The organism is Sporocytophaga myxococcoides DSM 11118, from assembly GCF_000426725.1.
Taxonomy (GTDB): Bacteria; Bacteroidota; Bacteroidia; order Cytophagales; family Cytophagaceae; genus Sporocytophaga; species Sporocytophaga myxococcoides.
On the sequence record NZ_AUFX01000019.1, the window covers coordinates 1 to 25,916 of the forward strand.

At 34.4% G+C, this 25,916-nt stretch carries 21 protein-coding genes and 2 tRNA genes; 11 read left to right on the plus strand and 12 right to left on the minus strand.

What is annotated here, in order from left to right; all coding sequences use genetic code 11:
* The first annotated feature begins 84 nt into the window (after positions 1-84).
* Positions 85-155 (plus strand) — tRNA-His (locus tag K350_RS0117980).
* A 31-nt stretch (positions 156-186) separates the two neighbouring features.
* Positions 187-262 (plus strand) — tRNA-Pro (locus K350_RS0117985).
* Between the two features lie 111 nt (positions 263-373).
* Here K350_RS0117985 and K350_RS29430 read toward each other — a convergent pair.
* A complete protein-coding gene (locus K350_RS29430; protein WP_081671058.1) occupies positions 374-3,208 on the minus strand; it encodes a DUF6055 domain-containing protein in 2,835 nt (944 codons plus the stop codon).
* Positions 3,209-3,530: 322 nt separating this feature from the next.
* Between K350_RS29430 and K350_RS0117995 the strand changes: the two genes are divergently transcribed.
* The 5 genes from K350_RS0117995 to K350_RS0118015 all read left to right on the plus strand — a co-directional run bounded on the left by K350_RS0117995 (position 3,531) and on the right by K350_RS0118015 (position 7,128).
* Complete coding sequence (locus tag K350_RS0117995; protein WP_028981091.1) at positions 3,531-3,986, plus strand: SMI1/KNR4 family protein; 456 nt, start codon at positions 3,531-3,533, stop codon at positions 3,984-3,986.
* Between the two features lie 237 nt (positions 3,987-4,223).
* Positions 4,224-4,796 (plus strand): Crp/Fnr family transcriptional regulator, encoded by a 573-nt coding sequence (locus tag K350_RS0118000; RefSeq protein WP_028981092.1) that lies wholly within the window; start codon positions 4,224-4,226, stop codon positions 4,794-4,796.
* 97 nt (positions 4,797-4,893) lie between these two features.
* Positions 4,894-5,418, plus strand: a complete 525-nt coding sequence (locus tag K350_RS0118005; RefSeq protein ID WP_028981093.1) for a YceI family protein — start codon at positions 4,894-4,896, stop codon at positions 5,416-5,418.
* Between the two features lie 112 nt (positions 5,419-5,530).
* Entirely contained in the window at positions 5,531-6,601 is a 1,071-nt protein-coding gene (locus tag K350_RS0118010) for an NAD(P)H-dependent flavin oxidoreductase (protein ID WP_028981094.1), read from the plus strand.
* 320 nt (positions 6,602-6,921) lie between these two features.
* Positions 6,922-7,128 (plus strand): tautomerase family protein, encoded by a 207-nt coding sequence (locus K350_RS0118015; protein WP_028981095.1) that lies wholly within the window; start codon positions 6,922-6,924, stop codon positions 7,126-7,128.
* A 128-nt stretch (positions 7,129-7,256) separates the two neighbouring features.
* Here K350_RS0118015 and rsgA read toward each other — a convergent pair whose 3' ends face one another.
* The 4 genes from rsgA to K350_RS0118035 form a co-directional block, all read right to left on the minus strand.
* Entirely contained in the window at positions 7,257-8,321 is a 1,065-nt protein-coding gene (rsgA, locus tag K350_RS0118020) for a ribosome small subunit-dependent GTPase A (protein WP_028981096.1), read from the minus strand.
* A 558-nt stretch (positions 8,322-8,879) separates the two neighbouring features.
* Complete coding sequence (locus tag K350_RS31460; RefSeq protein WP_051313301.1) at positions 8,880-10,865, minus strand: PAS domain-containing sensor histidine kinase; 1,986 nt, start codon at positions 10,863-10,865, stop codon at positions 8,880-8,882.
* On the minus strand, positions 10,838-12,142 hold the full coding sequence (locus K350_RS0118030) for a PAS domain-containing protein (RefSeq protein WP_028981097.1): 1,305 nt from the start codon (positions 12,140-12,142) through the stop codon (positions 10,838-10,840). The genes K350_RS31460 and K350_RS0118030 overlap by 28 nt, the downstream gene beginning before the upstream one ends.
* A gap of 754 nt (positions 12,143-12,896) precedes the next feature.
* Entirely contained in the window at positions 12,897-14,768 is a 1,872-nt protein-coding gene (locus tag K350_RS0118035; protein ID WP_028981098.1) for a T9SS type A sorting domain-containing protein, read from the minus strand.
* A 734-nt stretch (positions 14,769-15,502) separates the two neighbouring features.
* Between K350_RS0118035 and K350_RS0118040 the strand changes: the two genes are divergently transcribed.
* The 3 genes from K350_RS0118040 (at position 15,503) to K350_RS31465 (ending at position 17,691) form a co-directional block, all read left to right on the plus strand.
* Positions 15,503-16,150 carry a hypothetical protein gene (locus tag K350_RS0118040; protein WP_028981099.1) on the plus strand — a complete coding sequence of 216 codons (648 nt, stop codon included), beginning with the start codon at positions 15,503-15,505 and terminating at the stop codon, positions 16,148-16,150.
* 18 nt (positions 16,151-16,168) lie between these two features.
* Entirely contained in the window at positions 16,169-16,789 is a 621-nt protein-coding gene (locus K350_RS0118045; protein ID WP_156027091.1) for a hypothetical protein, read from the plus strand.
* Positions 16,790-17,205: 416 nt separating this feature from the next.
* Positions 17,206-17,691, plus strand: a complete 486-nt coding sequence (locus K350_RS31465) for a hypothetical protein (protein WP_028981101.1) — start codon at positions 17,206-17,208, stop codon at positions 17,689-17,691.
* 94 nt (positions 17,692-17,785) lie between these two features.
* On the opposite strand, the gene K350_RS0118060 is transcribed toward K350_RS31465, so the two are convergent.
* Genes K350_RS0118060 through K350_RS0118070 form a run of 3 tightly spaced genes read right to left on the minus strand, consistent with a single transcriptional unit; the run spans position 17,786 to position 21,103 of the window.
* On the minus strand, positions 17,786-19,411 hold the full coding sequence (locus K350_RS0118060; RefSeq protein WP_028981102.1) for a gliding motility-associated C-terminal domain-containing protein: 1,626 nt from the start codon (positions 19,409-19,411) through the stop codon (positions 17,786-17,788).
* On the minus strand, positions 19,408-20,523 hold the full coding sequence (locus tag K350_RS0118065; protein ID WP_028981103.1) for a hypothetical protein: 1,116 nt from the start codon (positions 20,521-20,523) through the stop codon (positions 19,408-19,410). The genes K350_RS0118060 and K350_RS0118065 overlap by 4 nt, the downstream gene beginning before the upstream one ends.
* Positions 20,510-21,103, minus strand: a complete 594-nt coding sequence (locus K350_RS0118070) for an RNA polymerase sigma factor (RefSeq protein ID WP_028981104.1) — start codon at positions 21,101-21,103, stop codon at positions 20,510-20,512. The genes K350_RS0118065 and K350_RS0118070 overlap by 14 nt, the downstream gene beginning before the upstream one ends.
* A gap of 83 nt (positions 21,104-21,186) precedes the next feature.
* Here K350_RS0118070 and K350_RS0118075 point away from each other — a divergent pair, with 83 nt between their 5' ends.
* On the plus strand, positions 21,187-22,092 hold the full coding sequence (locus K350_RS0118075) for a type IX secretion system membrane protein PorP/SprF (RefSeq protein ID WP_028981105.1): 906 nt from the start codon (positions 21,187-21,189) through the stop codon (positions 22,090-22,092).
* Positions 22,093-22,447: 355 nt separating this feature from the next.
* Here K350_RS0118075 and K350_RS0118085 read toward each other — a convergent pair whose 3' ends face one another.
* From K350_RS0118085 to K350_RS32560, 4 genes are all read right to left on the minus strand, one after another.
* A complete protein-coding gene (locus K350_RS0118085; RefSeq protein WP_028981107.1) occupies positions 22,448-22,876 on the minus strand; it encodes a VOC family protein in 429 nt (142 codons plus the stop codon).
* Positions 22,877-23,084: 208 nt separating this feature from the next.
* The gene (locus tag K350_RS0118090) at positions 23,085-23,609 is read right to left on the minus strand and encodes a hypothetical protein (protein ID WP_028981108.1); all 525 of its coding nucleotides are present in this window, start codon (positions 23,607-23,609) and stop codon (positions 23,085-23,087) included.
* 390 nt (positions 23,610-23,999) lie between these two features.
* Positions 24,000-25,346, minus strand: coding sequence for a sensor histidine kinase (locus K350_RS31470; RefSeq protein WP_051313303.1), 1,347 nt, complete (start codon positions 25,344-25,346; stop codon positions 24,000-24,002).
* Positions 25,347-25,496: 150 nt separating this feature from the next.
* Positions 25,497-25,757, minus strand: a complete 261-nt coding sequence (locus tag K350_RS32560) for a hypothetical protein (RefSeq protein WP_162144192.1) — start codon at positions 25,755-25,757, stop codon at positions 25,497-25,499.
* Positions 25,758-25,916: the final 159 nt, after the last annotated feature.

Below are 25,916 nucleotides of genomic sequence, written 5' to 3' on the forward strand. Positions count from 1 at the left end.
CTGACTTTCCCTTCGTCTAACTGGCAGGACATCTCCCTTTGAAGGAGAGCGTTGTGGTTCGAATCCATGAGGGAAAACAATATGGTGGTTTTAGTTTAACAGGTAAAATGCTACACTGTGAATGTAGAGAACAGGGTTCGAGTCCCGAAATCACCCAAGAGTATTAGTAATACATATACATTATATCAGTAGGTATAGGAGTCAGGTTTATCTAGACTCCCTTGGAAGGAGGAGCACGCAGGTTCGAATCCTGCCCTACTGACTTTCCTTTCATCCAAGATTCCTGTGATGTCGGATCGAAATACCAGACACGCAGGAATGCTTTTACTTAAAGTGTTCAGTATCTTCAACAGGATTTCAATAACTAATCCAACTATTCTTTTACAATCTTGTAAAACTTATTTCCAGTCTTCACAAGATAGGTCCCTGCTTTTAATTGATCGCCAAAAACTACTGACCTAACATTTTTATACTCCACAAGCTTTTGTCCATCCAAAGAGTAGACTGAAATGTCTGAAGGTCTAGAAAGCTCAACTTTGAAACTTTCGCTACTTGGATTTGGATAGATAGTACCTCTAACCTCGTCATTGGCTTCATCTAGGCCAGTAATCACAGAGGTAATAGAGATATTGAAGACAAGAGTAATCTGCTTTATATCCGTAGCACTTTTGGTATACACAAGGGCTTGTTTGAATGTATAAGATTCGCCATCCATAACTTTACCAGGATATTGCCCCACATTTGCAACCAGTTTGCTCATGTCCAGTTCAGAATAGATATAGGCATTGGTTCCGTAAGTTGTGATTGCTCCCGTTTTATTATACCAATGACCAGGTGCGTTGGCGGTAGAAACAGAGTCGAGCGTTCCATCAGTATTGACACCAAAATATTTAATAGTTTTATTCGCAAATTCACTGGTGATTTGTGCAGCCGTTAAACCGAATATCTGTCTGATCTGAGATGAGTTCAGAGAAATAACTGTTGGCGTATAATCAGACATAGGCTGCATCTCAGCAGTATAGGTAATGGTTTGAATCGGTATTGCGGTGAAAGTTGCTGTAATGGTTTTATTGGCATCCATTATTACCGAAAGCGGGTTGGTTGTTCCGGAAGCATTACCACTCCAGCCAGTGAACAAATATCCGGAAGCAGGCTTTGCTGACAGTATTACTGTTGTACCTTCATCATATGTGCCGGAAGTTGGAGTGACAGTACCCGAACCAACAACAGAAACTGAAAGCGTATAGGTTTTTAGTGCTACTGTCGTACAAGCCGGAGTTGCAGTAAATGCCATTTGGTTAGCAGTAAAATTTGTAAAGCCTGAATTGATATCAACATTGGAAGCATCTGTTGCTCCTTTGCCATCACACTCGGTACGTCCATTTCTCCAATAAGTCGGTTGTAAATAAACTCCATTAGTAGAACAAGATCCAACCTCTGCATCGCCTCCCACAATCACATTGTTGCCATAAGTAGCAGACCAAACCATTGCATTGCCCTTTACCTGAGCAGTATTCGTCACAGTTCCGCCTTCCATCCATGCGTTACCTGAAATGACTGCGTCTCCTGAGATGGTAGCATTGTAAATAGCTGCGTTATCTTTCACTACTGCATTCCCACTTACATTTCCACCTTCAACAGTAGCAAAGCCTTCTATTCTTGCATTACCTGAAACTGTACTACCTAAAACCATCGCATAAGGGCCAACATATGCTGTAGAGGCTACATTTGCATTGTTTGAGATCCAACCTCCTCCATTTGAGTGAAGCTTCCCATTTGTTTTTCTCCATTTTCTAAAATCTGCTGAAGCCTGATAACCTTCAGGTACAGCATTGGCAATTTTAAGCTCATAAGGATATCTTCTGTATTTTGGATAACCAACATCCATGTTATAGTTGGAATGTATTTTAGGAGCTGAAAATACAACCAGGTAAATGTTTGTTTCACTCGCAGTGTTTAGATTAAATGAAGCCTCACCATCTGCGCTGGAATACATAGGACTATAGCGTGAAACTGTTCCATCTGTCTTAGTGGTCACAAATCCATATCTCCAGCCTGCATATGTTGGATTCACTTCTGTATGTCCTTTGAATTTAACAGAGACTGTTTTATCCGTTCCGGTACATGTAGGATAAAGAGGAATGATATTCATGCCATAATCCTGAGGCGCCCAATTCTCATTCACAAAAAAATGATCTGTTGTTCCTTGTACCTTATCTAACAAGGTGTATTGACGACTGGTATATCTCGGAAGACTATTTTTGATTCCCTGATAGGTTTGTCTCATTACCTTACCAAAGTTACTATTCTGATTTACTGTGCTATTCCACTGAATAGGATAATCAAAGGTCACATCTCTTGATGCATAGCCATACAAATAGTCATTGAGTTGTTCTTGTGTAAATCCCTTCAGGCGTTTTAAGGTTTCCAATGGATGTTCCTGATTTTTAGATTCAGCCCAAAGCCTTCTGGTCATTTCAAAACCATCTGTTTGCTGAACGTAAAACAAAAGATTGTAATTGGTATAATGATGTCTATTGGAAGACCACATAAAGTGTCTGGTCTGTATCCAGCGAGTCAGAGTACCATCAATGTTAGCCCACTTTTGATATACTTGTGCTCGCATATAATTTGCATGACCTTCAAAAAACGGACCTGCCCAATCATATCCTGAAAAGGCGTTTCCATTTCCCGGGTTTTCCTGAATCCTCATCATCATTTGCAAAGCATGAGCATATTCATGACTGATAGCTCCCCCATCTTTAACCGCAGAAGGATGTACGAACATTGCACCTAAGGTATTGCTATAACTGCTGGCATGAGCAAAACCAGTAGTGCGGTCATCGCCACCGGAAAAAGTTCCTAATATAATGACAGGTGTTTTGTATTTGCCAAAATTTGTGGTCGGTGCGTTATTGATGAATTTTAAGTCTGTAATAAATCGATTAAAGATAAATTCAAACGTATCAGCAACGGCAACCGGATTAAACCTCAAGTTCGCATCGGAAGCACTTTGTGGATTGGTACCCACTAAATCACCCCAATAGAGTACAAAGTTCTTAGATTCATACATCCTGCTGGAAGCCATCCTGCCATAGTATTCGTGACCAGGATTGCTCCATTCGGTAGGAGTAAAAACTGTTTTTTGAGCATATAGCAGCTGAAGATTGATGTAAATGAAAAATATACAGAGTAGCGTTTTTTTCATATAAATGAATATTGTTAAAGAAATTTGATTTATCTATTAATTAAAATCATTGGAGCTTTAGAAGAGCAATTTGATTCAAGCAATACTAAATCAGATCATTAATTGCTCATGATTTTTTTACTTAGCAATTGGGAAAAGTTATAAGTAACGAAATTTTGAAAAAAATATAGAAGATGGGTCAAATTCACCTTTTGTCGATTTTGAAATTACTGGTAAATTGTAGTAAGAAATGAAATATAGATACACCCGATGTGCGCATATCCTTCCAAATTGAAGAGATTGTAGTACTTGAGTGCATATTTGAAGAAGTTAGTGGCAATTTATGATACCAACAATCGAACATATTATTTTAAGAATTGAAAGGGATAAAAAAACTTTAGGAATAACCCTTTATAATAAAGCTACCTTGGAAGAGATAGTTTCATTTGAACGAGTGATGAATATTAAACTTCCTGATGATATAAAAACGTTCTATAAATATTGTAACGGATTTGAATCTGAGGAGGACATGTTTAGGATAATACCATTAGATGAAATAATTGACAGAAGAGAAGACGTTGATAGTTATTTAATTAACCCCAAGGATTTTCATATAGCAGAATACATGATTTATTGTGACATGTGGACATTGACTGTTGATGAGATTAACAATAACAAGTATTCAATCTACAATAATGCGGAAACAGCTGTTGATCTAACTAATAATTTTTCAGAATTCATGGATAGATTTTTAAATGGTGGAGTATTTGATGGGCTCTATGATTGGAGAAAGAATTAGAAAATAAAAAATAAAAAACATGCCACTAACAATGTGTACAAAATATGCCGGTAGATGTGCAGAAGTTGAGAGCAGTGCAGCTAAGTTCCGCACATTTTATTAATTTTAAAGGCGTGCGGGTTTCGGTGCTGATAGATAGTGAAGTGGTTCTAAATCCGGCACATTTTATACACTAGACATTAGTGGCAAGTGTAACGGACACCCTACACAATAACAACAAACTAAAATCAAGAGTGAATGAGCGATATTTTACGAAAACAAATAGAAAAAATAACTCTGCTAACAGACACGGAGTTTGACTATATTTTGTCACACTTCACGACAAAGAAATTCAAAAAACATCAATTTGTAATTCAGGAAGGAGAAAATGTGCCAAACGATTTTTTCATTTTGAATGGTTGCTTAAAATCATACTTTACAGACAAAAATGGTAAAGAACATATTTTGCAATTTGGGATGCAAGACTGGTGGATTACTGATTATCAAGGATATTACAACCAATCAAAAGCTACTGTAAATATTTCCTGCATTGAAGACAGCGAATTACTTTGCTTATCATTTGAGAATAGGGAAAAACTTTGTGCAGAAATCCATAAAATAGAACACTTTTTTAGAAAGAAAACTAATAAACGTAACGTTGCATTACAACAACGAATACTTTCTTTATTGAGCAATAACGCCAAAGAAAAATACGACCAATTACTACAATTATATCCACAGCTTTTCCAAAAAGTTCCCAAACAACTTATTGCTTCTTATTTAGGTGTTACAAGAGAAACACTTAGCAGACTTAACTCTTCTTCAAAATAATGTGAGGTATATCACCCAAAAGTTGTGATGTATGTCCTATTGCTTCCATTGTTTTCAATAGAAATTTGTGCCATAAATTTTAAACAAAAAAAATAAAATGGCAAAATTTCAAATTCAACAAGCAAGTAGCACCGTAAACTGGACTGGCAAGAAAGTTTTAGGGTTACATACAGGAAGTATCAATATCGCTAATGGCTTTATTGAAATTACAGACAACATTATTGTAGGCGGAGAAATCCAAATAGATATGACCTCAATTGTGATTACCGACATTGAAGACCAAAAAACTAACCAAGATTTTTTAGCACACTTATTAAACGATGATTTTTTCTCAGTTGATAAATTCAAAATTGCTAAACTAACCATAAATGGTTCAAGTAAAACTGAAACCAATAAATTTAAAATTGATGGAAATCTCAATATCAAAGACATTTCACACCCAATCAGTTTTATATCTTCTATTGAAATATTTACGGACACCTTGCATTCACTTGGCGAAATGGTAATTGACAGAACATTGTACAATATTCGTTATGGTTCGGGTAAATTTATTGACAACTTGGGCGACAAACTAATTTATGATGATTTTGTGTTGCAATTCAAACTTGTAGGTCAAGCATAGACCAAACTAATACGAAAAGGCGAAGTGCGGAAAAGCAATTGTTTTAGCAGGTCTTTCAAGCACTTCGCTTTCATCATTTGCAAATCAGTCAACATTTAATAGTGAAAAGACAATGTGGAATAACACAAAATTTACTAAACTCTTGGAAATAGATTACCCAATAGTGCAAGGTCCATTTGGTGGTGGGCTATCATCTGTAAAACTTACAAGCACCGTTTCAAACGCAGGTGGATTAGGTTCTTTTGGAGGACAACCCTTTTCTTCAGAAGAAATTATTAAAACCTGTAATGAAATAAGAAAATTTACCAATAAGCCTTTTAATATCAATTTGTGGGTGAACGACAGAGATGCCCGTTTAGCAATTTTTGGCGAAAATGATTACAAAAAACTCACAGAATTATTTAAGCCATATTTTAATGAATTAGGTTTGCCAATGCCAGAAAGACCTACTAATCTTGGGGCTAAATTTGAAGAACAAATCGAAGCAATTTATGAAGCAAAACCAGCAATATTTAGCTTTGTTTATGGCATACCTTCATCAAACATTTTAGAAAATTGTAGAAGACTTGGTATAAAAACAGTTGGTGCGGCAACAACTTTAGATGAAGCTATTGCATTGGAAAATGCAGGAGTTGATGCAATAGTTGCCACAGGTTTTGAAGCAGGTGGGCACAGGGTTTCGTTTTTGAGGTCGGCAGAAGATTCTTTGACAGGAACATTTTCACTGATTCCACAAGTTGCAGACAACGTGAAAATTCCCATTATAGCGGCAGGAGGAATTGCAGATTCAAGAGGAATAAAAGCGGCATTTGCATTAGGTGCTGATGCCGTACAAATGGGTACTGCTTTTTTGGCAACTTCACAATCCAATGCTTCACAAGACCATAAAGACAAGTTGTTTACATCAGATGCGAAATACACAACACTTACAAAAGTATTTACTGGCAGGTTATCAAGAGGAATAAAAAACAGGCTTACAGAGGAATTAAAAAATCACGAAGACTTATTTGCACCATATCCTTTACAAAGTAAGTTTATGGGCTTATTAAAAGCATATCCAGCAACCGAAAACTCAAATCCAGACTTTAAATCTTACTGGACTGGACAATCAGCTTCTTTATTAAAACATCGGGACGCTAAAATATTTATAGAAACATTGGTAAAAGAAATGAATAGAAAGTAAAATGTAGACTGAAAAAACGACAGCTGCATCCAATAGTCCTCGATTGCAACAAGGATTTCCGGGAATAGCGATTGTATCGCTATTCTGCACCTTGCCCTGTCTCCTGAAAAACCACAACTCTCCTTCCACTAACCTTTCCATATAATGAGTTAATATTCCAATATATCTATGCTATTTTCGAAAAAGTTAGCTGACGACCATTTATGATCTTCTGATTTTTTTACCAGATTCCATATATACGGAGTGGTTTGTCATGGGGCAGGCCACGGATGAGACTTTATAAGTATATTTAAACTAATATTAAAATAACTTTCTGACATATGCCAATAATCGAATTTACAGCAGGAAAACTATCAAGAGAAGTAAAAGATAAACTTATAACACAACTTACAGACATATCTGTTGAAATTACAGGAATACCAAGACATTTGTTTTTTATAACAATTAATGAAAAACCTGACGAAGATATTGCTGTTGGAGGTGTTAGTGTGCAAAAACTAAAAGAAGAATTAAACAAACAGAAATAACAAGGAACTTCTACACTGTGACCTAGATTTTATATACAAGATACAAGAAGTGGTTATAATTATATCAAAAAAAGTTTTACTTAAAATAGCCGCTCTTCGCGGCTATTTTTATAATTTAATTCAGAAGGTCACGACTTATATTTTTTCCGAAAATTATTAGCCTCCCGTACTATTTTTCCCATCTGCTTATCCATACGCTTTTTATCTGCGGCGCTGACTTCAAAACGGTTCTGTTCTTTCAACAGTTTTAGATAACTTTCATAAACATGTTTATCAAGCGTTCCGTTTACGATAGCAGCTGTAACCGCACATCCCTTTTCATGGATGTGTTTGCAATCAGCGTAAAGACATTGAGATGCAAGTTTATGAATTACCGGAAATAACTCTGATTCATCTTTCCCTTCTTTAGAAGTAACCCCAAACTCACGCATTCCTGGTGTATCAATTACCAGGCTATCGTTAGATAACCGATACAAACTACGAGCAGTGGTTGTATGTTTGCCTTTTTGAGTTGATTGGCTGGTTTCCTGAGTAATTTGTATAGATCTATCAGAAAATGAATTCAACAAGGAGCTTTTACCCGTTCCGGATGATCCTATCAGAATATACGTTTTGAAAGGTTTCAGCACTTCATGCTTAATTACTTCCAGTCCGTATCCGGTATAGGTGCTGCAGAGATAAACCGGAGAATCTCTTTGAAGCTTCTCTGTTTCTGCCATAAACTCTTCAGGACGATCAACCAGATCCGTTTTGTTGAGAATCACAACTGCTTTGATTCCACACGCTGTAATCTGAACCAGATACCTTTCCAGCCGCATCATATTAAAGTCCCGGTCAAGCCCTTGCACGATCAATGCATAATCGATATTGCTTGCAAGGATCTGTTTTTCAGTTTTTGTTCCTGGAGTTTTTCTGAATAAAGCATTGACTCTCTTAAAAACTTCTATAATATATCCTGTGGGATCATAATCCATATAAAATACCCAGTCACCTACTTTGGGTAACTCATCCTGGGTGTTCGAGTATAACAGTTTTCCGGATAGTTCAGCCTCAGTTTCACCTTTTTCTGTTATAAGATAGTATTTGAATCCCTGAATGGAAATAACACGCCCTACGGACAAATCTTTTTTATTATGCTGATCAACATATTGTTGTTGAAAATTAGTCCAGCCATATTTTTTTAGCATTGCCATAATAATAATGAGTTTCAGGTGTGGAATAAATCATACCACACGACTTTGATAAGAATTTGGAATTTGATAGAAACGATTATTTACAGACCCAGGCAGGAAATTAAATTCAGTGGGTCTGCAATCAGGCAATTGCTACGGCTGATGAAGGACGATATGTAACTTGTAAAGTTGTCATATTGATTGAGTCAAAATTAGAAAAAAAATCACTAGCCAACAATATGAAAACATTTTATTTTTAGATGCAGATATTAAAACTGGATAGAATCTCCTCTCCAGCCATTGCCTCAGCGGCTTTCCAAATGTTCTGCATTAAATGATACTGGGTTACTTTTTTTATTTGTCATTCTTCCTACACAGTGGCCTCTCCCCTGCCAGCCCACAGTTTTCCGTCCATTAAAACCTTTCCATATAATGAGTTAAGATTCCAAGTTCATCTATTCCATTTTGGGAAAAGTTAGCTGACGTCCATTGGTGATCTGCAAAGAGGCCTGTGAGAGGGCGGGTCACGGGGTAAAGGTACGCTCGAATTTGGTGCTGATGTTTAATGTCATTTTTGAATCATGATTTAAAGTAAACCTTAAATGACGATCCTTTTCCCTTTTCACTTTCTAATTCAATTTTTCCACCCGCATTGTTTATTATCTTCTTTACAATAAACAATCCAACACCAGATCCTTCAATATCTTTATGATATCTCTTGAACTCCGAAAATACGTTGGCTACTTGATTTTTATCAAATCCTAAACCATTATCTTGAATGGTTAAGAGTATGTAAGATTGATTCAATCTTTTGGTAGTAATATTTATAACAGGTTTTCTATCAGGAGAACGGTATTTAATTGCATTATTAATAAGATTATAAATAATACTACGAAGTGAACTGACTGGGAATTTTATTATAGGCACTTCGCTAAAGTCTGAAATAATTTTTGCATCTGTGTTCTTAATCTGTGCTGCTAATACTCCTTCAGTAAATTCAAGAATTTCTATCATTCTATTATTAATAAATTCCTCTTCACTGCTTTTTTGAGCTTTTGTAATTTCAATTAAGTCATATAAGGTACTTTTAAATTTTTCAATCGAACTATTCATCATCTCCAAAATTTCTTTCGTTTCCTTATCCTTTTTACAATCTTCACTCATATTATCTTTCAGGTTACCTAATAAGCCCTCGATATTTAAAACAGGAGCTTTTAAGTCATGTGAAACAGTGTAAGTAAAATTATCCAAATCTTCGTTTCTTCTTTTCAATTGTTCAGACAACTTCTTTTGCTCATCGATATCAATAAGGATTCCAAGCCAATATAAAATTTTGCCCGTTTTATCTTTATAAGAGATTCCTCTTGCCATATGCCAAAGATAAGCTCCATCAAATCTTCTCAATCTATATTCTGCTTCATATCTTTTTCCGGTTTTGAGATGTTCTTCCCATATTTTTAAAATTCTTTCTTGATCATCTGGATGAACTAAATTTTTCCAGTTCCAATCACTGTTCATTTCTTTTGTAGTACCAGTATAATCGTAATATTTCTGATTAAAATAAGTTACATTACCATTTGGTAGGGTTGTCCATACTATATTAGGTATTTCTTCAGTCAGCATTTTGTAACGTTCTTCACTCTCTTTTAAAGCTGCCTGTGCTTCTCGCTTTAAAGTAATATCCTGCACTATTCCCCATCCTCTTAAAACTTTGTGATTTTCTATAATACCGACTAAGTTAATTCTAAAATGTCTTTTCTTTCCCAAAAAATCATTTTCGCATATCTCTAAATCAGATAACTTATAGCCATTTTCAATAAATTTTTGCAATAACTCTCTTACTCTTTCATCTGAAAAATTTATTAAATCTTTTAACCGTTTCCCTACTAATTCATCGCTAGAAGAATATCCAAACATGTATGACATATAATTGCTGGCTTCTGCCATTTGTATATATTCTATAATTAAATCAATCTGGAAATTGATAGGTAAATTTGTATCTATGAAGGGAATTTTTTTAAATTCAAAACGAATCACTCCTATGTGTATTTGATTAATAAAAGAAGTATAACGTTCCTGACTCAAAATTAACTCTTTTGATCTTCTTTCAATTACTTCTTCCAGTTTCAAATTATTTTTTATTAGTTCACTTTGAGCTTTTTCTAAGTTCTCTTTAATTCTCAAGTTCTCCTCATTCATTTGCAATAAATCATGTTCGAAATTTTTAAAATTTGTTATATCTATTGCTGTACCAATATGTTTTATTGGCTTTCCTTCCTGATTAAGGAATGTTTTTCCTCTCTTAAGAATATACCTTACTTTATTATTTTTAAGTATTAATTTAATTTCTGCTTCAAAAGTTGAATTGTCGGAAAATGAGTTAAACCAGGGAATAGAATATTTTTTAATATCATTTTCATCCCAGGAATTAATTAGATTGGGTATTTTCAACTCCTTTTCTGGATCCAGATCAAAAATCTTATAGAATTCATCAGTAGCGCGAACCTTATCATTTGTGAGATCCCATTCGTAGCTACCTATATTGGCGATTTCCTGAGCTTGCAATATTGAGCTTCTTTAAGAAAAATAATCTCTTGTAATTTCTTAAATGAGGTTATCTCAGTTGCATTGATTAAAATCTGCTTTACATTATTATTTATACTATTGAAGACTATTGTCTTCGAATGAAACCAATGCACCTCTTTATTTGAGTCAATTACTCTGAATTCAATAGACTCAACCTCATTCATACTTATATCAGAATAGCTTTTAATTCTTTTTTTTACCAAGACAATATCATCCTCATGAATGAAAGTACTTATAGAATCCTTTATATTTAGATCCAATATACTTTTAACAGAATAACCCAAAAGTTGATGAACTACTTCATTTACAAATACAATTTTACCTTCTTCAATATCATAAATAAGAATTAAGGTAGGAGAATATTGTATAATTCTATCTATTAAGTTGTCCTTGGCTTTTAATTCACTATCAATCTCCTTTAAATCTGTAATATCCTGAATGATGATTTTTGAACCGACAATGTTGCCGCTATCGTCAACAACTGGGAATTCATTGGACATACATTGAATATCTGGTTGATCCGGTCTTTTTATTTTAAATTCATGAATACTTGTCTTATCTTCTTTATAGGAGGGAATACTTTCTTTAAGGAAAGGATCAAAATCATTTTCATTATTGATCAAATTTTTAAGAAACGGTATTTCCAGCTTAAAATCCAGATTAACTCCTAAAATTTTATAAAATTCTTCAGAACATTTAACTTTTCCACTTACATAGTCTAATTCACAATGACCAATGTGAGAGCTGGATTCTGCCTGGTTTAATAAATTTTCTGTAGATGTTATTTTTACCTTCAATTCTTGTAAGTTTCTCTTTTGAAGGTCCTCAATAATTTTGATAAGCGCATTCACTTGACCCGAAAAAAAATGATCCATTTCATTGTTCAATTCTATAGCATCTGCCACTTGGGTTACATAAGTAGATAAAAAAAAATTCAAACTTTTTTTTCTGTTATTGAAAATTGAGATAACCTGAGAGACTTCCCATTCTGTATATTCTGGAAAATATAATCCTTCTGTTTTAAAAGAATTATTCCATTCGTTAAGTCCATTGATTATCTTATTGTCTTTTAGTAGAGCAATAAAATTCTGTATTTCAAATTTTACTAATTTTTCACGGTCTTCCTTATTGATGTTATAAATTGGAATTATATTTAAACTTTCACTTTCTATCTCCGACAAATAGAAATTATAAATATCATCACTATAATTCTTATTAAGGAAGTCCGCATAATCCTTTAATGATTTTTCACCCATTTTATATGAATTTTATCAGTTAAAAATCTTTAAAAATCACTTATAACTTTTGAAGATTTTATAAGTTAAATCTTTAATACAGGGTATTTGTTTAAAATCACTATTAGTGGATTTTTACTTAAGTTATGTCAAGTACTTGTTAGTTGTATCGGAGGAACTTTCCTTCTTGGTGGCCTCCCCTGACAGGATACAATTCTTTTTCATTAAAACCTTTCCATAGAATAAGTTAATATTCCAAATTCATCTATACCATTTTCGGAAAAGTTAACTGACGCCCCATTTATGATCTTCTGGATTTTTTACAAGATTCCATCTATTCAGAGTGGCTTGTCAGGAACAGGCCATGGACTAGGACTAAAGTATCTCCAATATCTTTAAAATGAATGTGCAATGTCAAAATAAAATGTGTAGATACTTTAAGTCAGGAGACAGGCCACGGATGAAGATGAATTATCCTTTGTTATTAAATCTTACTACACATTGTAAAAAATCGGGAGACTTTCTGACAAATAGCCTAGGCAAAGGACTGAAGCATCTTATAAAAGATGAACACGTTAACAGGTATTGAAAAATAACGCTGACAGGGTTTCAAACCTGTCAGCGTTAAACTATATAATGCAAGTCTAATACTTCACAAAAGTTCTGACTTTATATTTAGGATTTTGCTTGTATCAAAGTTAATAGTCAAAAACCCTTATCGTACTGGTTTTAGGTAAAAAAAGCTGAAGTTGACCAACTATAATAAGCCCCATTATCAATCTTTAATGAACTTGGTATTACTCTCACCAATTCTTAAGATATACTGTCCTACTGGCAATTTATCTACACTTAAGTGATTGTCATTAATGAAGCCTTTTTGCACGATGATCCCCATCATATTCAGGATAACATACGATCCATTGTCAGATACGTTTAGGCTGGATGAAGTGGGAACTGGTGCAATAGTAAGAGTTTTAGTTGCATTCACCTTCTTTTCTATAGATGATACAATGATGGATTCATTTCTGAATTCGTAGAATGTACCGTCTGATCTTCCCACTATCAAATCCTGATCTCCATCCTTGTCTAAATCAACAAAGGCAGGGGCTGCTCCATAATCGTGGTTGCTTTGGTTATAAAACTCAAAAGGGTTATCTATGCCTGACAAGAGCGTAAACCCGGTTTGGTCATTTCTATAGTAGTATAATTTGCCAAAAAAATCTCCCATAAGAATATCCATATCACCGTCCTTGTCAAGATCGGAGACCGCGACTGCACTTGAGTGGCTCCCTACTTTAAGCCCGTTAAAAGGATTGTCTACTCCGGTTTTCTTTGTGAAAGTCATATTATCATTTTCCAGATAAATGATATCTCCCTGTAAGTTACCACAGAGTACGTCCATGTCATTATCGTTGTCCCAATCGATAAACAAAGGTTTTGTTGCTTTGTCTAAAAATATACCATCAAAAGGGTTAGCATTGTCGGCTTGTTCTATAAACACACCATTTTCATTTTTAAAATACCTTGAAGTATAATCGTCATCTCCAGTCATCATATCTAAATCATCATCTCCATCCAAGTCGGCAAATGTTGCAGAACCGTTATTCGCCACAGTTATAGTACCAAAGGGATTGTTTTTACCTAGCATTTCGTAGTATACTCCGTCAATATTTTGGTAGTATTTAAAAGCTCCGTTCAGACTACCACTGATCATGTCTAAATCATTATCACCATCAATATCCGCAAAAGTCGGGGTTGACGTATTTATTGCATCAAAACCGTACAGTGGGTTTTCTCGAATGACGTGAACAAAGGTGCCGTTATCATTACGGAATAGTTCAAAATGGTTTGTTCCATTACCACTTATCAAGTCCATGTCTGAATCTCCATCGATGTCAAAAAAGAAAGGCGTAGAGAATGAGTTTACACTAAGATTAGAGAAAGGGTTTGCAGCATTCTCTGCTTTCTCGTAGGTTCCATTATTATTTAAAAATACATTAAACTTACCATCTTTATCACCACTGACTAAATCAAGATCTTTATCTCCGTCTACATCGTAAAATTCAGGAGAAGAGTATCCACTTACATAAATGTTTTCGAGAGGATTCTGTCCACTAATTGCTTTTTGAAAAAATACTCCATCTTCATTTTCAGCATATTCAAAGGAACCTGACGGCTCACCTGTGACCATATCCAGATCACCATCTCCATCCAAATCTACGAATTCGGGATGATACATTGAACCAAAGAAAAAAGGCCTTTCATCACCTGTTCTATAGTAGTAAGCATTACCTATTCGTTCGTAATATTTTAGAGTATTTGAACTCGAAGATCCAAAGCCAAGAACCATATCCATGTCGTTATCATTGTCTGCATCAACGAAAGCCGGGGATGTAAATATGCCGGCATCGATTGTATCCAGTATATTTTCTTCGCCAATAACTTCAGTAAAATAACCTTCAGTATTTTTAAAAAAGTGTAGATTACCTTCGACGTCACCGCTGACAAAGTCTGTGTCTCCGTCTTCGTCTAAATCTACAGCCACCAATCTTCCTATTCTATCCACTGCAATTGGTAATGGTATTATTCTGTCTTTGCGTGACACTTCTTTGAATAGGATCTGACCGAAAGAACTATTGGAGGCCATAAGCCATAAAAAAATTAATATCGGTGTTTTAAAAAGGCTAATTTTTTTCGACGTATTAGTGTTTTGAAATATATTCATATTGGTTTTAGGTGTTATAGTACTATAAAAACTATCTTACAAAAGTTGCTTACAAAAGTTGCTATCAAAAGTAGCAAAATACTATTATCATTGCAAACACCCGTCAGTGGAGAAAATTTACTAAACGAATTACCCAAAATACCTGCTGAAATTTAAATTAAGTTTTGGGTCACCAGAATTCCGCAGGAATTTGGTGGACTTTGCTAGAGATTAATTCCTGCCGAACAATCCACTCGCTAAAAATTTATATGCCATCCTGCACTATACCACTAGCGCAGTAGAGGTTCCTATAAACTAATTAATGTCTGCCTAAAAACTCAGACTACACCGTGGCCAATCCCTTACAAGCCACAATTTTCTTTCCACTAAAACCTTTTCATATATGAGTTAATATTCCAATTCATATATTCCATTTTCATAAAAGTCAGCTGAAGACCATTTATATTTTTCTGGATTATTCACAAGATTCCATCTATCACAGAATAGTATGTCAGGAAATGCAATGGATGAGTAATTGGAAAAAGTTAGAAGTAACAAATTTTTTAAAAAAACTCTGTGTTGGGCAAATTCGATTTTGAAATTACTTGTAATTTGTTTTGAGGAATGAAATTATACATTCCATTGGGTATATGTATTGACTAATTAGCTGCAATATTATGAAAACATCTCTTGTTATATTTTTCACCATATTTATATCGCAATCCGTATCGGGACAATTCTGTGATTGCAAAAAGAAGGAAGTACTGAAACAAATAATCAGCTGTGAACCTAAGGTATTAGATAACAATTCTTTTAATTGCGATTCTTCTTGGTTGACATTTGAAAATTCAAAACTGACGACAAGAATTGGACAAGTTTATTTTAAGGAATTCAAGAACACTTACCTTTATACCAATAAAGTAAATTCCGGATGTTGTGACCCTGTGGATTATTACTTATATGACAAGACAACTGGAAATCTAATCAAATATTTAGGAGGAGCCCTCTATGTAAGTGACAGTATAAGTTCACCATTTATAGTTACTATAACAAACAGCAATTATGATAAATACTCAATGCTGGACTTTAATTCATTGACAATTTACAACCTTGATACTAGAAAAGAGTATAAAATTGAATTTGATAAAGGTCAAATCGAGAAAGGAATAGATAACAACAACTATATGTTTCCTGAGTATATATTTGATGAAACAGAAATTATTAATGACACATTAATTCTAAAATATCATATTGACAAGTATATTAAGGGGAAAGAAATTAAGGAGATGGTATTTAAAATTGACTTAAAAAAATACAGCAGCTAATAGTAATTTAGAATGAACATGAAATACAAAATAATTTTAGGAATAGTAATTTTTACCATATCAGGATTCATGTACTTTAAAAAGAACTTTTACATTGATGCAGTCGATAATGAATGGCTAATATTAAATCCATTGGCACCTAAACAATCAGATTATGATTATTATTGCTTGAATGCTGATATCTATTTTAAAAGAGGTGATTCAAGAAATTATAAGTATTTCTCAAGTAAAATATTGGAGTTTAAAGATACCCACAATGAAGTTCAGTATGAAAGGCTTTTTTCTTGCGGAAATGGTTATTGGGAATACAAGCAAAAAAAACTTTTAAATTATTCTAGGTCATATGAGGCAATTGGTAATATTGATAGTGCCATAAGTTGCTTAAAAGATGGACTATTCCATTTTGAAAAATATAAAAATGAAATAGATCGCAGATTTTTTCAACTTCAGATTAAAAAACAAGGAAAGGATAGGGTAATAGAGGAAATTAGCAGAGGAGTGAATAATATTGACAAGCTAGACTGTTTTATGTGCAACAACTATTATTTCAAATTTGAAGATTATAAAATAGGAATTGATCTTAATAACAATGACAATGATAAATTACTATCGGATTTGCTTATGCAATATGGAATATAAACATGGTTTAAAGTACATGCACATCTAGACAAGTCGCACCATGACCTGCCTGTGGACATGCCACGGACGAGGCCGAACACACCTCTTATTCCTTCAATTTGAGATTTTTTTCAATCCCAAACAAGCACACTACATCTTAGCTTGTCGCCTGACAGGCCACAACGCCAATAGTCCTCGTTTCCAAAGAGGATTTCCGAGAATAGCGATTATATCTCTATTCTCAATCAACATCACCCTTACCAAATCCTTTCCTACTGCCATAATCCCACACACTACTATATAAATTATATTCAGGGCAATCTACCAACCATCTTTTGTCGATTTTGAAATTACTGGTAAATTGTAGTTAGAAATGAAATTATACATACAATTGGGTGTATGTATTAACTATTAGGCATAGGCACAATATAACCAAAATGACTATTAAAGAAATCGAAGACAATTTTTCAATTTCATCTGATATTGATGATGATCAGGTCACTCAAATGTTGAATAATGAAAGTCTGAGAAAAGAAGCAATTGAATATTTTATAACAAACCCGAATAGAGAATTCGCCAGAACACTTTTGGATAAAATAATAAGCAAAAGAAAAATAGCTGACACTAAAATTGGAGCCGAAGAAAATATTATGTATGCCTGTTATCTGCTTGGACTAAACGAAAAGATTGAAGATTCCCTTTTAATTTGGAAGGCTAAAAACATAGACTTTGATACTTATTGCGGAATTGATGTTCAACTTATGGTATTTGCAGGTGTTGACAAAACTTTAAATTATCTTAACTTATTGAATACAGAAGAATCATTGAAAGCAGTAAGTTACCTAAAAGAATGTAACGAGGCTGGAGATTTTGATAATATTGAAAAATATTATTCAAGAGAACACCTTCCTTGGTGGATATGAAGAAGATTGTGATGTGCTATAAATTGTAATGAATTAGCTTAACAATGATTTTGCATGAGGAAAGTATTTCCTGAAAATTCTATCTAACAACAATTCAATAAACCACCGACAAATGAAATTTCTCTTCCCCATTATTGATTTCGATGGTATAATAACCTGTTTGAATAATTGAATTATCCTTTAATCGACCATCCCATTCGACAGGAACTGATAGTTCCTGAATAACCTGACCCCATTTATTAAATACCTTTGCCTTGCCTTGTTGGGTGAAGAAATAAATATCACTGATACCGTCATTATTGGGAGAAAAAAAGGCTTCCTTACAGGCTTCTATTGGAAGTATAATCTTATCGTCTATCAGCTTTATGCATCGATCACCGGCTTTGGCATATAAGCGGTATTCAGGATTATTGAGATTATTAAAATTCCCATCCTTTGAGGTTACTTGTATTTTGGTTGATTTACTTTCAAGTATATAAGACAGATTATTCTTAGGCTGCAGGCCCGGAGATACTTTTATAGAACCAGGTTTTACACAAGTAGCACCGGTGACTTCCTTGCTTATGTGAGAAGGAATGAGACACTCAGATATAGTTACATTCTTTACCGCAGAAGTGATGGGCAGATCCGGAAAATCGGGATGATTAAGGGTGAAATAATAATCTCCACTTTGGCTTATGCTTGAATTGGGAAAGGATAATGTATCTGCATTTCCAGTCCAGATTCGGTTATTGTTGTAATACCAGGAGTAATTGACGCCTGCTATCTGATTGGCTATTCCTGTTTTTAGATTGATGGTATCGTATTCCAGATAATTGGAAAATAAAGGATTTGGGAAAGTTTTTTGAGGTGCGATTTTATAGATGTCTCTAAATGTTGGAATATTCAACAAAGGTATGAAATCTTCATAACTCAGATAATTATTTAACAATCCTACCTTTTCAAGATTCGGCAGACTATTCATACTTGCAAATGATTCAAGCATGTTATCATTGGCAAATATGCTTTTCAATTGTTGGTTTGCACTAAAGTCCGGTAATGTTTTGAGATAATTAAAGCCTAAGTTTAAAATTTTCAGATTAGAGAGATTGCTTATTACTGGTGCCTCATTTAATCCGCAGTAATAAAGATGTAACTCTTCCAGTTTTATTAATACAGGTAGTTTTGGAACAACCTTAATATTGATATTACCTGCCAGATTTAAATAAGTTAAATTCAGTTGATTGCTCAGATCAGGGAAAGAAGGAAGATTGTTCTGACTCAGGTTCAAATACATTAAAGAGCTTGGTACTGGCAGGTTTGGAGCATTAGACAAAGCATTATTACTTGCATCTATTGATTTCAGATTATTGAAATTACTCAGGTTTGGAAGTTGAGTGATTGTATTTTCATTGATAGTGATCTCCTCCAGTTTGGTTAATCCTGATATTTCTTCCAGCGATGAGAGTTGGTTATGAGTAAGACTCAGACGTTTTGTATTGATGAAATATTGTATTCCGTCTACATTGCTCATTTTATAATTGATACAAATAATATCATGTGTAAAATTTGCTGCCGCATTAATATCTAACTCCTTCTGGCTGTTTACCAAAGTCGGCTCCAGATCAGTGAGACATTGTCTGAACCCATCATCTTTGATATAGTAGGTCTGAGCTAAGCCTGTTAGGGGAGCTATCAGTATCAATAAACAATAAGCAATATGTTTTTTTATAGAACTCATAATGTAATTGTCACACTTCCTTTTAAAACTTCTCCATCTTCGTACTCGATCACAAATATAAAATATCCTGCTTCCAATCGCTCATATTTATCTATTCCATTCCAGGTAGCAACTGTATTACGTTTCAAATCCATTTGATAAATGGGTGTTCCTGACTTTGTATAGATAGTCAATTTTCCTGCTTTATCAGTCACCGGAATATTCCAGACTTCACCAAAAGACGGATTAAAATAATCATTGATCGGGCAGCTTATTTCGCTTACCTGCGCAGTAAAACGCTGTTGACAGTTTTTGCTATCTGTTATCAGCAACTCATAATTTCCAGCTTTAAGTCCTGAATTGCTATAAACCTCTCTCCCATTTAAAAACAGATTCTGAGTATATGGCACAGTGCCTCCTGAAATGTTTATAGCTTCAATTTTACCATTTGTCTTACCAATACATGCAGGTGTGGTATTGATTTGGGCCTTCCACTGTATCAGGTCACATGGTTGGATATTTTCATCTTTGGCCTTTGTGCCAGATATGCTTATATATTTTGTATCCTCGTATTTAGAAACCTCTGGTTTGATATCGGCATTGTCAGCAGGTGTTTTAGGCAGTATCGTATCTACTATAACACTATAACTTTCGGATGGTGGAATCCCGGCATTATTGCTTTTTAGCATTTTATTATTTTCGGAATGAACAATCGGTGATTCCAGATTGGGTTTCTTTTCTACATATGATTTCTCAATAGCACTGCTCCCTCCTACTTTCTGCTCATTCCCAGAATTTTCTATAGATTGTTTTGCAGCTGTGTCTTCTTTTTTATTGTATTGTAGTATGCCTATTGTCACTAAGATCAAAGTAAGGAGCGCACCTCCAACCATACCCTTTTTAATGTACTTATTTTTATTTCCTAACTTTACTTCTTCCTGTTTAGCTAAATCTTTGATAGTAAGCAATCTATTCTTAAAAACCAGTTTTTGAAGAAAGCGCGCATTTTCAACCTTCTCTGCGAGTTCAGGATCATGCAGCAATGCCGCTTCAAATTCCTGAAGTTCTGCACCTTGCAGATTTCCTTTCAGAAAAGCATCAAGATTATTATATATGTCTTTAGGATAACTCATTAAGCAATCGGCTTTTTATTTCCGGTTTTTGTTCCAACTCAAGATCCAATTTGTCTTTACATCGTTTCAACTGCATTTTCGCTGCACTTACAGTTGAAAATCCCATTCTCAGGGCTATATCTTCCATCAGCATATTGTAGAATATGTCGTAGGTCAGCAGTTCTATGCATTTTTCGCCTAATCCTGAAAAGATAGATCTGATCAGACTTTCGCCTTTATTAATCTCATCAACAATCTGAAAATCCGGATCAGAAATGGATTCAGCAAGCGTTTCATCGTGGTTTTCTACAGATGTAAATCGTTTGTTTCTCTTTAATTTATTCAACCATCTGTTTTTTGAAAGGGTGAATAAATATCCGTTTATGGTGTACTTTTCTTCATCGTACTTCCCGCTCATAATCTGGGAATAGAGGTACATAATGGAGTCCTGAAAGACATCTGAAGCATCATCACCAATTCCACCGTGCGACACCACATATTTTTTTACTTTCGGGAAAATTGTTTTATATAGCAGGGAAATTACCTGTTGATCCTGACCGGCCCTAATCAAATGAGGTATCTCTTTTTCTGTTATTTTCATCTGCAATATTGAAACATCTCAGGCTTTGAATTAGTAACGAAAGTCAGAAAAAATAATGTGTAATTTAATTTTTGCATCAGTAAATGGCTCGTAGTCTATGGGTTTGGGGGATTTTATTTGTGAAATTTGTAACATGCAAAGCACAGATAGCTCCTTTATATCCTGATATCCCAGCTACTTACTCTTTTAACATGCCTTTGGTTACACCTGCTTATATACCTCTCGAAGGTAAATATATACTGGGTAGCATTTATAAATTTAAACTTAAAGAATCCAACCTAGCCATATTTGACATGAATGCCGCCATAGTCTTTGACGGTAAAGGTCAGAACAAACAATTGGTTCGGTTAAATTTTTCCAACGAAAAAGAAGGCCCATATATCAGTACCTCCCGGGCTTCTGCAAACTATGCCTATAAATTGGCGCTTACCCATGATCTCAATATGTCTGCCGGATTGTCTCTAGGGTTTGTGAACAGGATCTATATGACACCTTCTTCATCAAATCAGGGCAGTTTTTTTCTTCCCGATGGAAATATTGGATTAACTATAAACTATAAAGAATTGGAAATTGGAAGTGCATTGATGCAGTTTCCCAATTCTAAAGAAACTCCATTACAGTCGACGCAACAGGCGAAACGTTTCTATCATATGTATGGTATGTACAAACATGATATCAGCCCTTACTGGTCACTCAAAGAATATATGTTGGTAAGGGTATTGCCAGAAATAACCACTCAGCTTATTGGCGGCTTCAACATCATATATCAGGATATGTATGAGGCAGGCTTTGTATATTATCAAAGACGAGGCATCACGTTTCAATTGGTCTATGGGCTTCCCGGTGAAAAATATCCTCTTGCACTCAGTATGGCTTATAACTCTTCTTTATTGACTCAAAGTCCACTCTGGGTAGATTCTTTTGAACTTGGTTTGAAGGTACGAATCAATAAGAAGAAGGAAAGTGGATTGACAATTGGGAAATTGTAAAGGTTTTATTCTTATATACGATTATGATTTTAAAATACAACATAATCATAGCCCATCATTTAATCACAAAAATCAAAGTTCAGACAATTTTTACTCTTCGGTTGGTGTTTGAAAATAATCAGCTTAAGGGTTCTATACTTTGTCATACTGAGCCTGCGAAATATCTGAGCTTTCAAAAAAATCAAAACTTACCTATCTGGCAGATTGTAATTGTTCTTGCTAGTTATTTTGTTATTATAAGATTCTTCGCAGGCTCAGTATGACAGTATAAATGCTTGAGATTATGGTGTCTGCACCGGCCGAATCTATTGCGTCAAGCCTATGTTAGGCATTTATTATCCTCCATACTTTTTCATTAATTTTTTGGCTCAAACTCCACCATCCATTCAATGCCATATTTGTCTCTGAACATACCAAAATATGAACCTCCAGGGTTTTCGGTAAAAGGTACTTCTATTGCTCCACCTGCCGAAAGACCATTGAATAATTTATCAGCTTCGTCTTTGCTTTCTGTACTTATCGAAATTTTACTTCTATTCTCATTCTCATTTACTTTCCCCATAAATTCAGGGACATCATTACCCAATAACTTATTGATTTTACCGATTGGCAAAGCAATATGCATAAGTTTATTTTCTTCTTTTTCCGGTATGGGAAATTCGGTGCTTGCTATATCTTTGAATCGAATAATCTTTGTAAATTCTCCTCCAAATACAGATTTATAAAATGTAAATGCTTCTTCTGCATTTCCGTTGAAGTTAATGTGTGGATTGATAACTGCCATGATTTTTATTTTTTACTTTTAAATGTATCACTTAACTACAAAATGAATAGGGTATAAAAACGACAAAAAAGAGGTCTTCTGCGTCAAAACATTCCTTTACAATGATGCCTGACAATCTCTTACACTTCCACTCCTCGCTCTGTATCTGCACTGGACGAAAATCTTTGATAATTATCTACCTTCTACAACCCAATGTTAGATGCTGAATTCATTTATACTCTTTTACATCATCAATAAGAAGTTTATTCTCTTTAATGACCACAGTAATGTCCATCACATAATCAGTTTTCCAACGAAGGTCTCGAACTACTGTATGGAAAGTTTTCGCAGTGTCTCCCAAAGACTTTAAGTGCTTGCAAATAGAGACCTCTACATATCCATTATCCTTAACTGAAGTAAAGAAACCGCCACTGCCTACATACCTCGTATCATACTTTGCTTTCCACTTCTGATAAAATTCTTCTTCAGTCATTTCACTATATTCTAAAGTAATTGCCTCTTGCTTATAATTATAGTAGTCTTCAGTCAACGCTGTCCGCAAATTCTCATGAGCCAGATTTAAGTCATCAGTGTTAACATAGCCAGTAATAACTTTTGTAAGCCATTTTTTTATATATACAGTATCCTGGATGACACTAGTATTGATGTTAGTTTCAGGAGGCTTTCTTGAGAAATCAGTTCTGCAGCTAATCAATGACAACACAACTGTCGCAATACTTGAAAATTTTATCATAATGTTAGAGGATCTCCTACATTTAAATTGATATAAAGTTAAGCAAAAATGTTTAACCTAAAGAAACAGGTCAAAATCCAGACTGAGCATTAGTGAAGGGCATGTAATGCTGTATGTATGAGCTTGAATCGTTCTTGATTTCGTAACACATATAATTTTTATGGATAAAAATACTTGTCTCTTCACAAAACTTCCTTACCTTTACAGTTCACCATAGCTGGTTGATAATAAAAACATCCCATGTTTTTGAGCCTTTTCAGATGGATAAGGCTTTTTTCATTTTAAGCCAGTAGCAGTTAAAAGAAAAAAATAATTCCCTCCTTTATCCCAACCTAATTAATAATACAGGTAAAAATTAAAGTAAACAAAACAATCAAGAAAGCCTTACCACTATTTTCTTGATGGCAATGTAAAACAAAATGAACTACCATTGCCTACAACACTGGTTGCCCAAATTTTGCCTCCCTGTTTCTCAACAAACTCCTTACAAATGATCAGGCCTAAACCCGAACCGGATTCCTGCTTTGTCCCTTTTGTTGTTTGTCTTACATCTAACCGGAACAATTTGTTTCTTGCATCTTCATTCATCCCGATCCCCTCATCAGTAACCTTAACTTCCAGAAGGCCATTTTCCAAAAGCTGGCCAGAAACATGTATGCTTTTATTTTCCATTGAAAACTTTATTGCATTTGTTAGTAAGTTCCGGATTATGGTTGAAGTCATATAATGATCTCCATAAGCCTTACAATTATTTATTTTATTAGTAATAATAATTCCTTTATCCTTTATCATACCATTAAGGCTTTCTATAACTTCGTCAACGATTTCACATAGATCGATCACTTGCGGATTAAAATCGATTTTATTCATTTGAAGCCTCGCCCACTCCAGGAGCTCATCCAGTAAAGTAGCCACTTTTTTAATCGAATGCCGGAGCATCTCAGCCATTTTTACCCTATCGATCTCATTGGTGTCACCATTTAAAAACTCAGCTAATTTATGTGCAGAATTTATCGGCCCTCTCAGATCATGACTTATAATAGAAAAAAAAAGATTTTTATTTCTATCTAAACTCCTCAATCCTTCCTGAATTTTTCTCTTTTGCCTTAAGTCCCTCCTTACTTCAAAAAGAAAAATCAACCCAATAACAAATGTACCAATAGCAATTGCAATAAATAGATATTGTATCTGAGTTACTTTTACGGTCGCTTTGGCTTCTCTTTCAGTTAACAGAGAGCCCTCCAACCCTTTCATATGTTTTAGAAGGTTAATAATGGCCACATTAGTGCTATCTGACCTTATTTTTTCTGCTTCTTTTTCTATTGTCTCCTTATTAATCCCGTGGTGCTTCCGATATTGAATAAAAGTAACCAGTTCACTGATCCTTTGAGCTAATAAAGAATCTAACTGATCTAAGTTGCCTTGCTGAGTGGGATTATCCTTTGTAATGGTGTGAATTTTTGATACTGTATTGTATATAGCAATTGTATCTTGAATAAAGGAATTGTGGAACGGTGGAGAGTTTGTCTGATAGAAAGCCAATGTGTTTGTTTCCATATCGGAAATGCGGCTCTCAGTAAGCTCCAGACTGTTAAGAACAGTATAGGTGTGAGATACCCACTTGAAATTGCCCAATAACTCTTTAGATTCCTTATAAAACTTGGAAATAACCAGAATGAAAATGATAAAGACTATTACATGAACGAAAGTAAAAGTATTTAAATAAGATATTCTCATGCCGAAGAATACATTTTACTTAACATTAAGTTATTATTCAGAAAAATGTTTTCCCTTACTAAACAAATGGCAAGACTTTGGGATTTTCATAAAAAAATATTGTCTGAACTAGGATTTATGGGATTATGAGATAAACAGGATTATCTCTGATTACTTATATAATTTCTCTGAAATAATAATACCATCTAAAATTTCTTTCTTAGCAGTTATTCTTTTAAAATGAAGATTGATATTAAATTCCTTACCCTTATCCATTCTGCTGATAAATAAATTTAATATAACTTCTTTCTCACTTTCTCTTACAACATCTATCATATGAAATAATGCTTTAGTTCGCATTTCAAAGTAAATGGACCTCATCCCTAACCCTTCTCCTGAAGGGAGAAGGGAACAGATCATCGAAAAAGTCATATGATTTTAAAACAGGTAGAGCTAATAACATACACATTATAGTCCCCCCTCTGGCTGAAGTCTTCTGACTTCTTCCAACAAATGAGAGCAAGTTTATAACTTTCGGATTGTAACGCAGACATACGGAATAAAGAGTACAAAACTATTTCAAATCCTCCT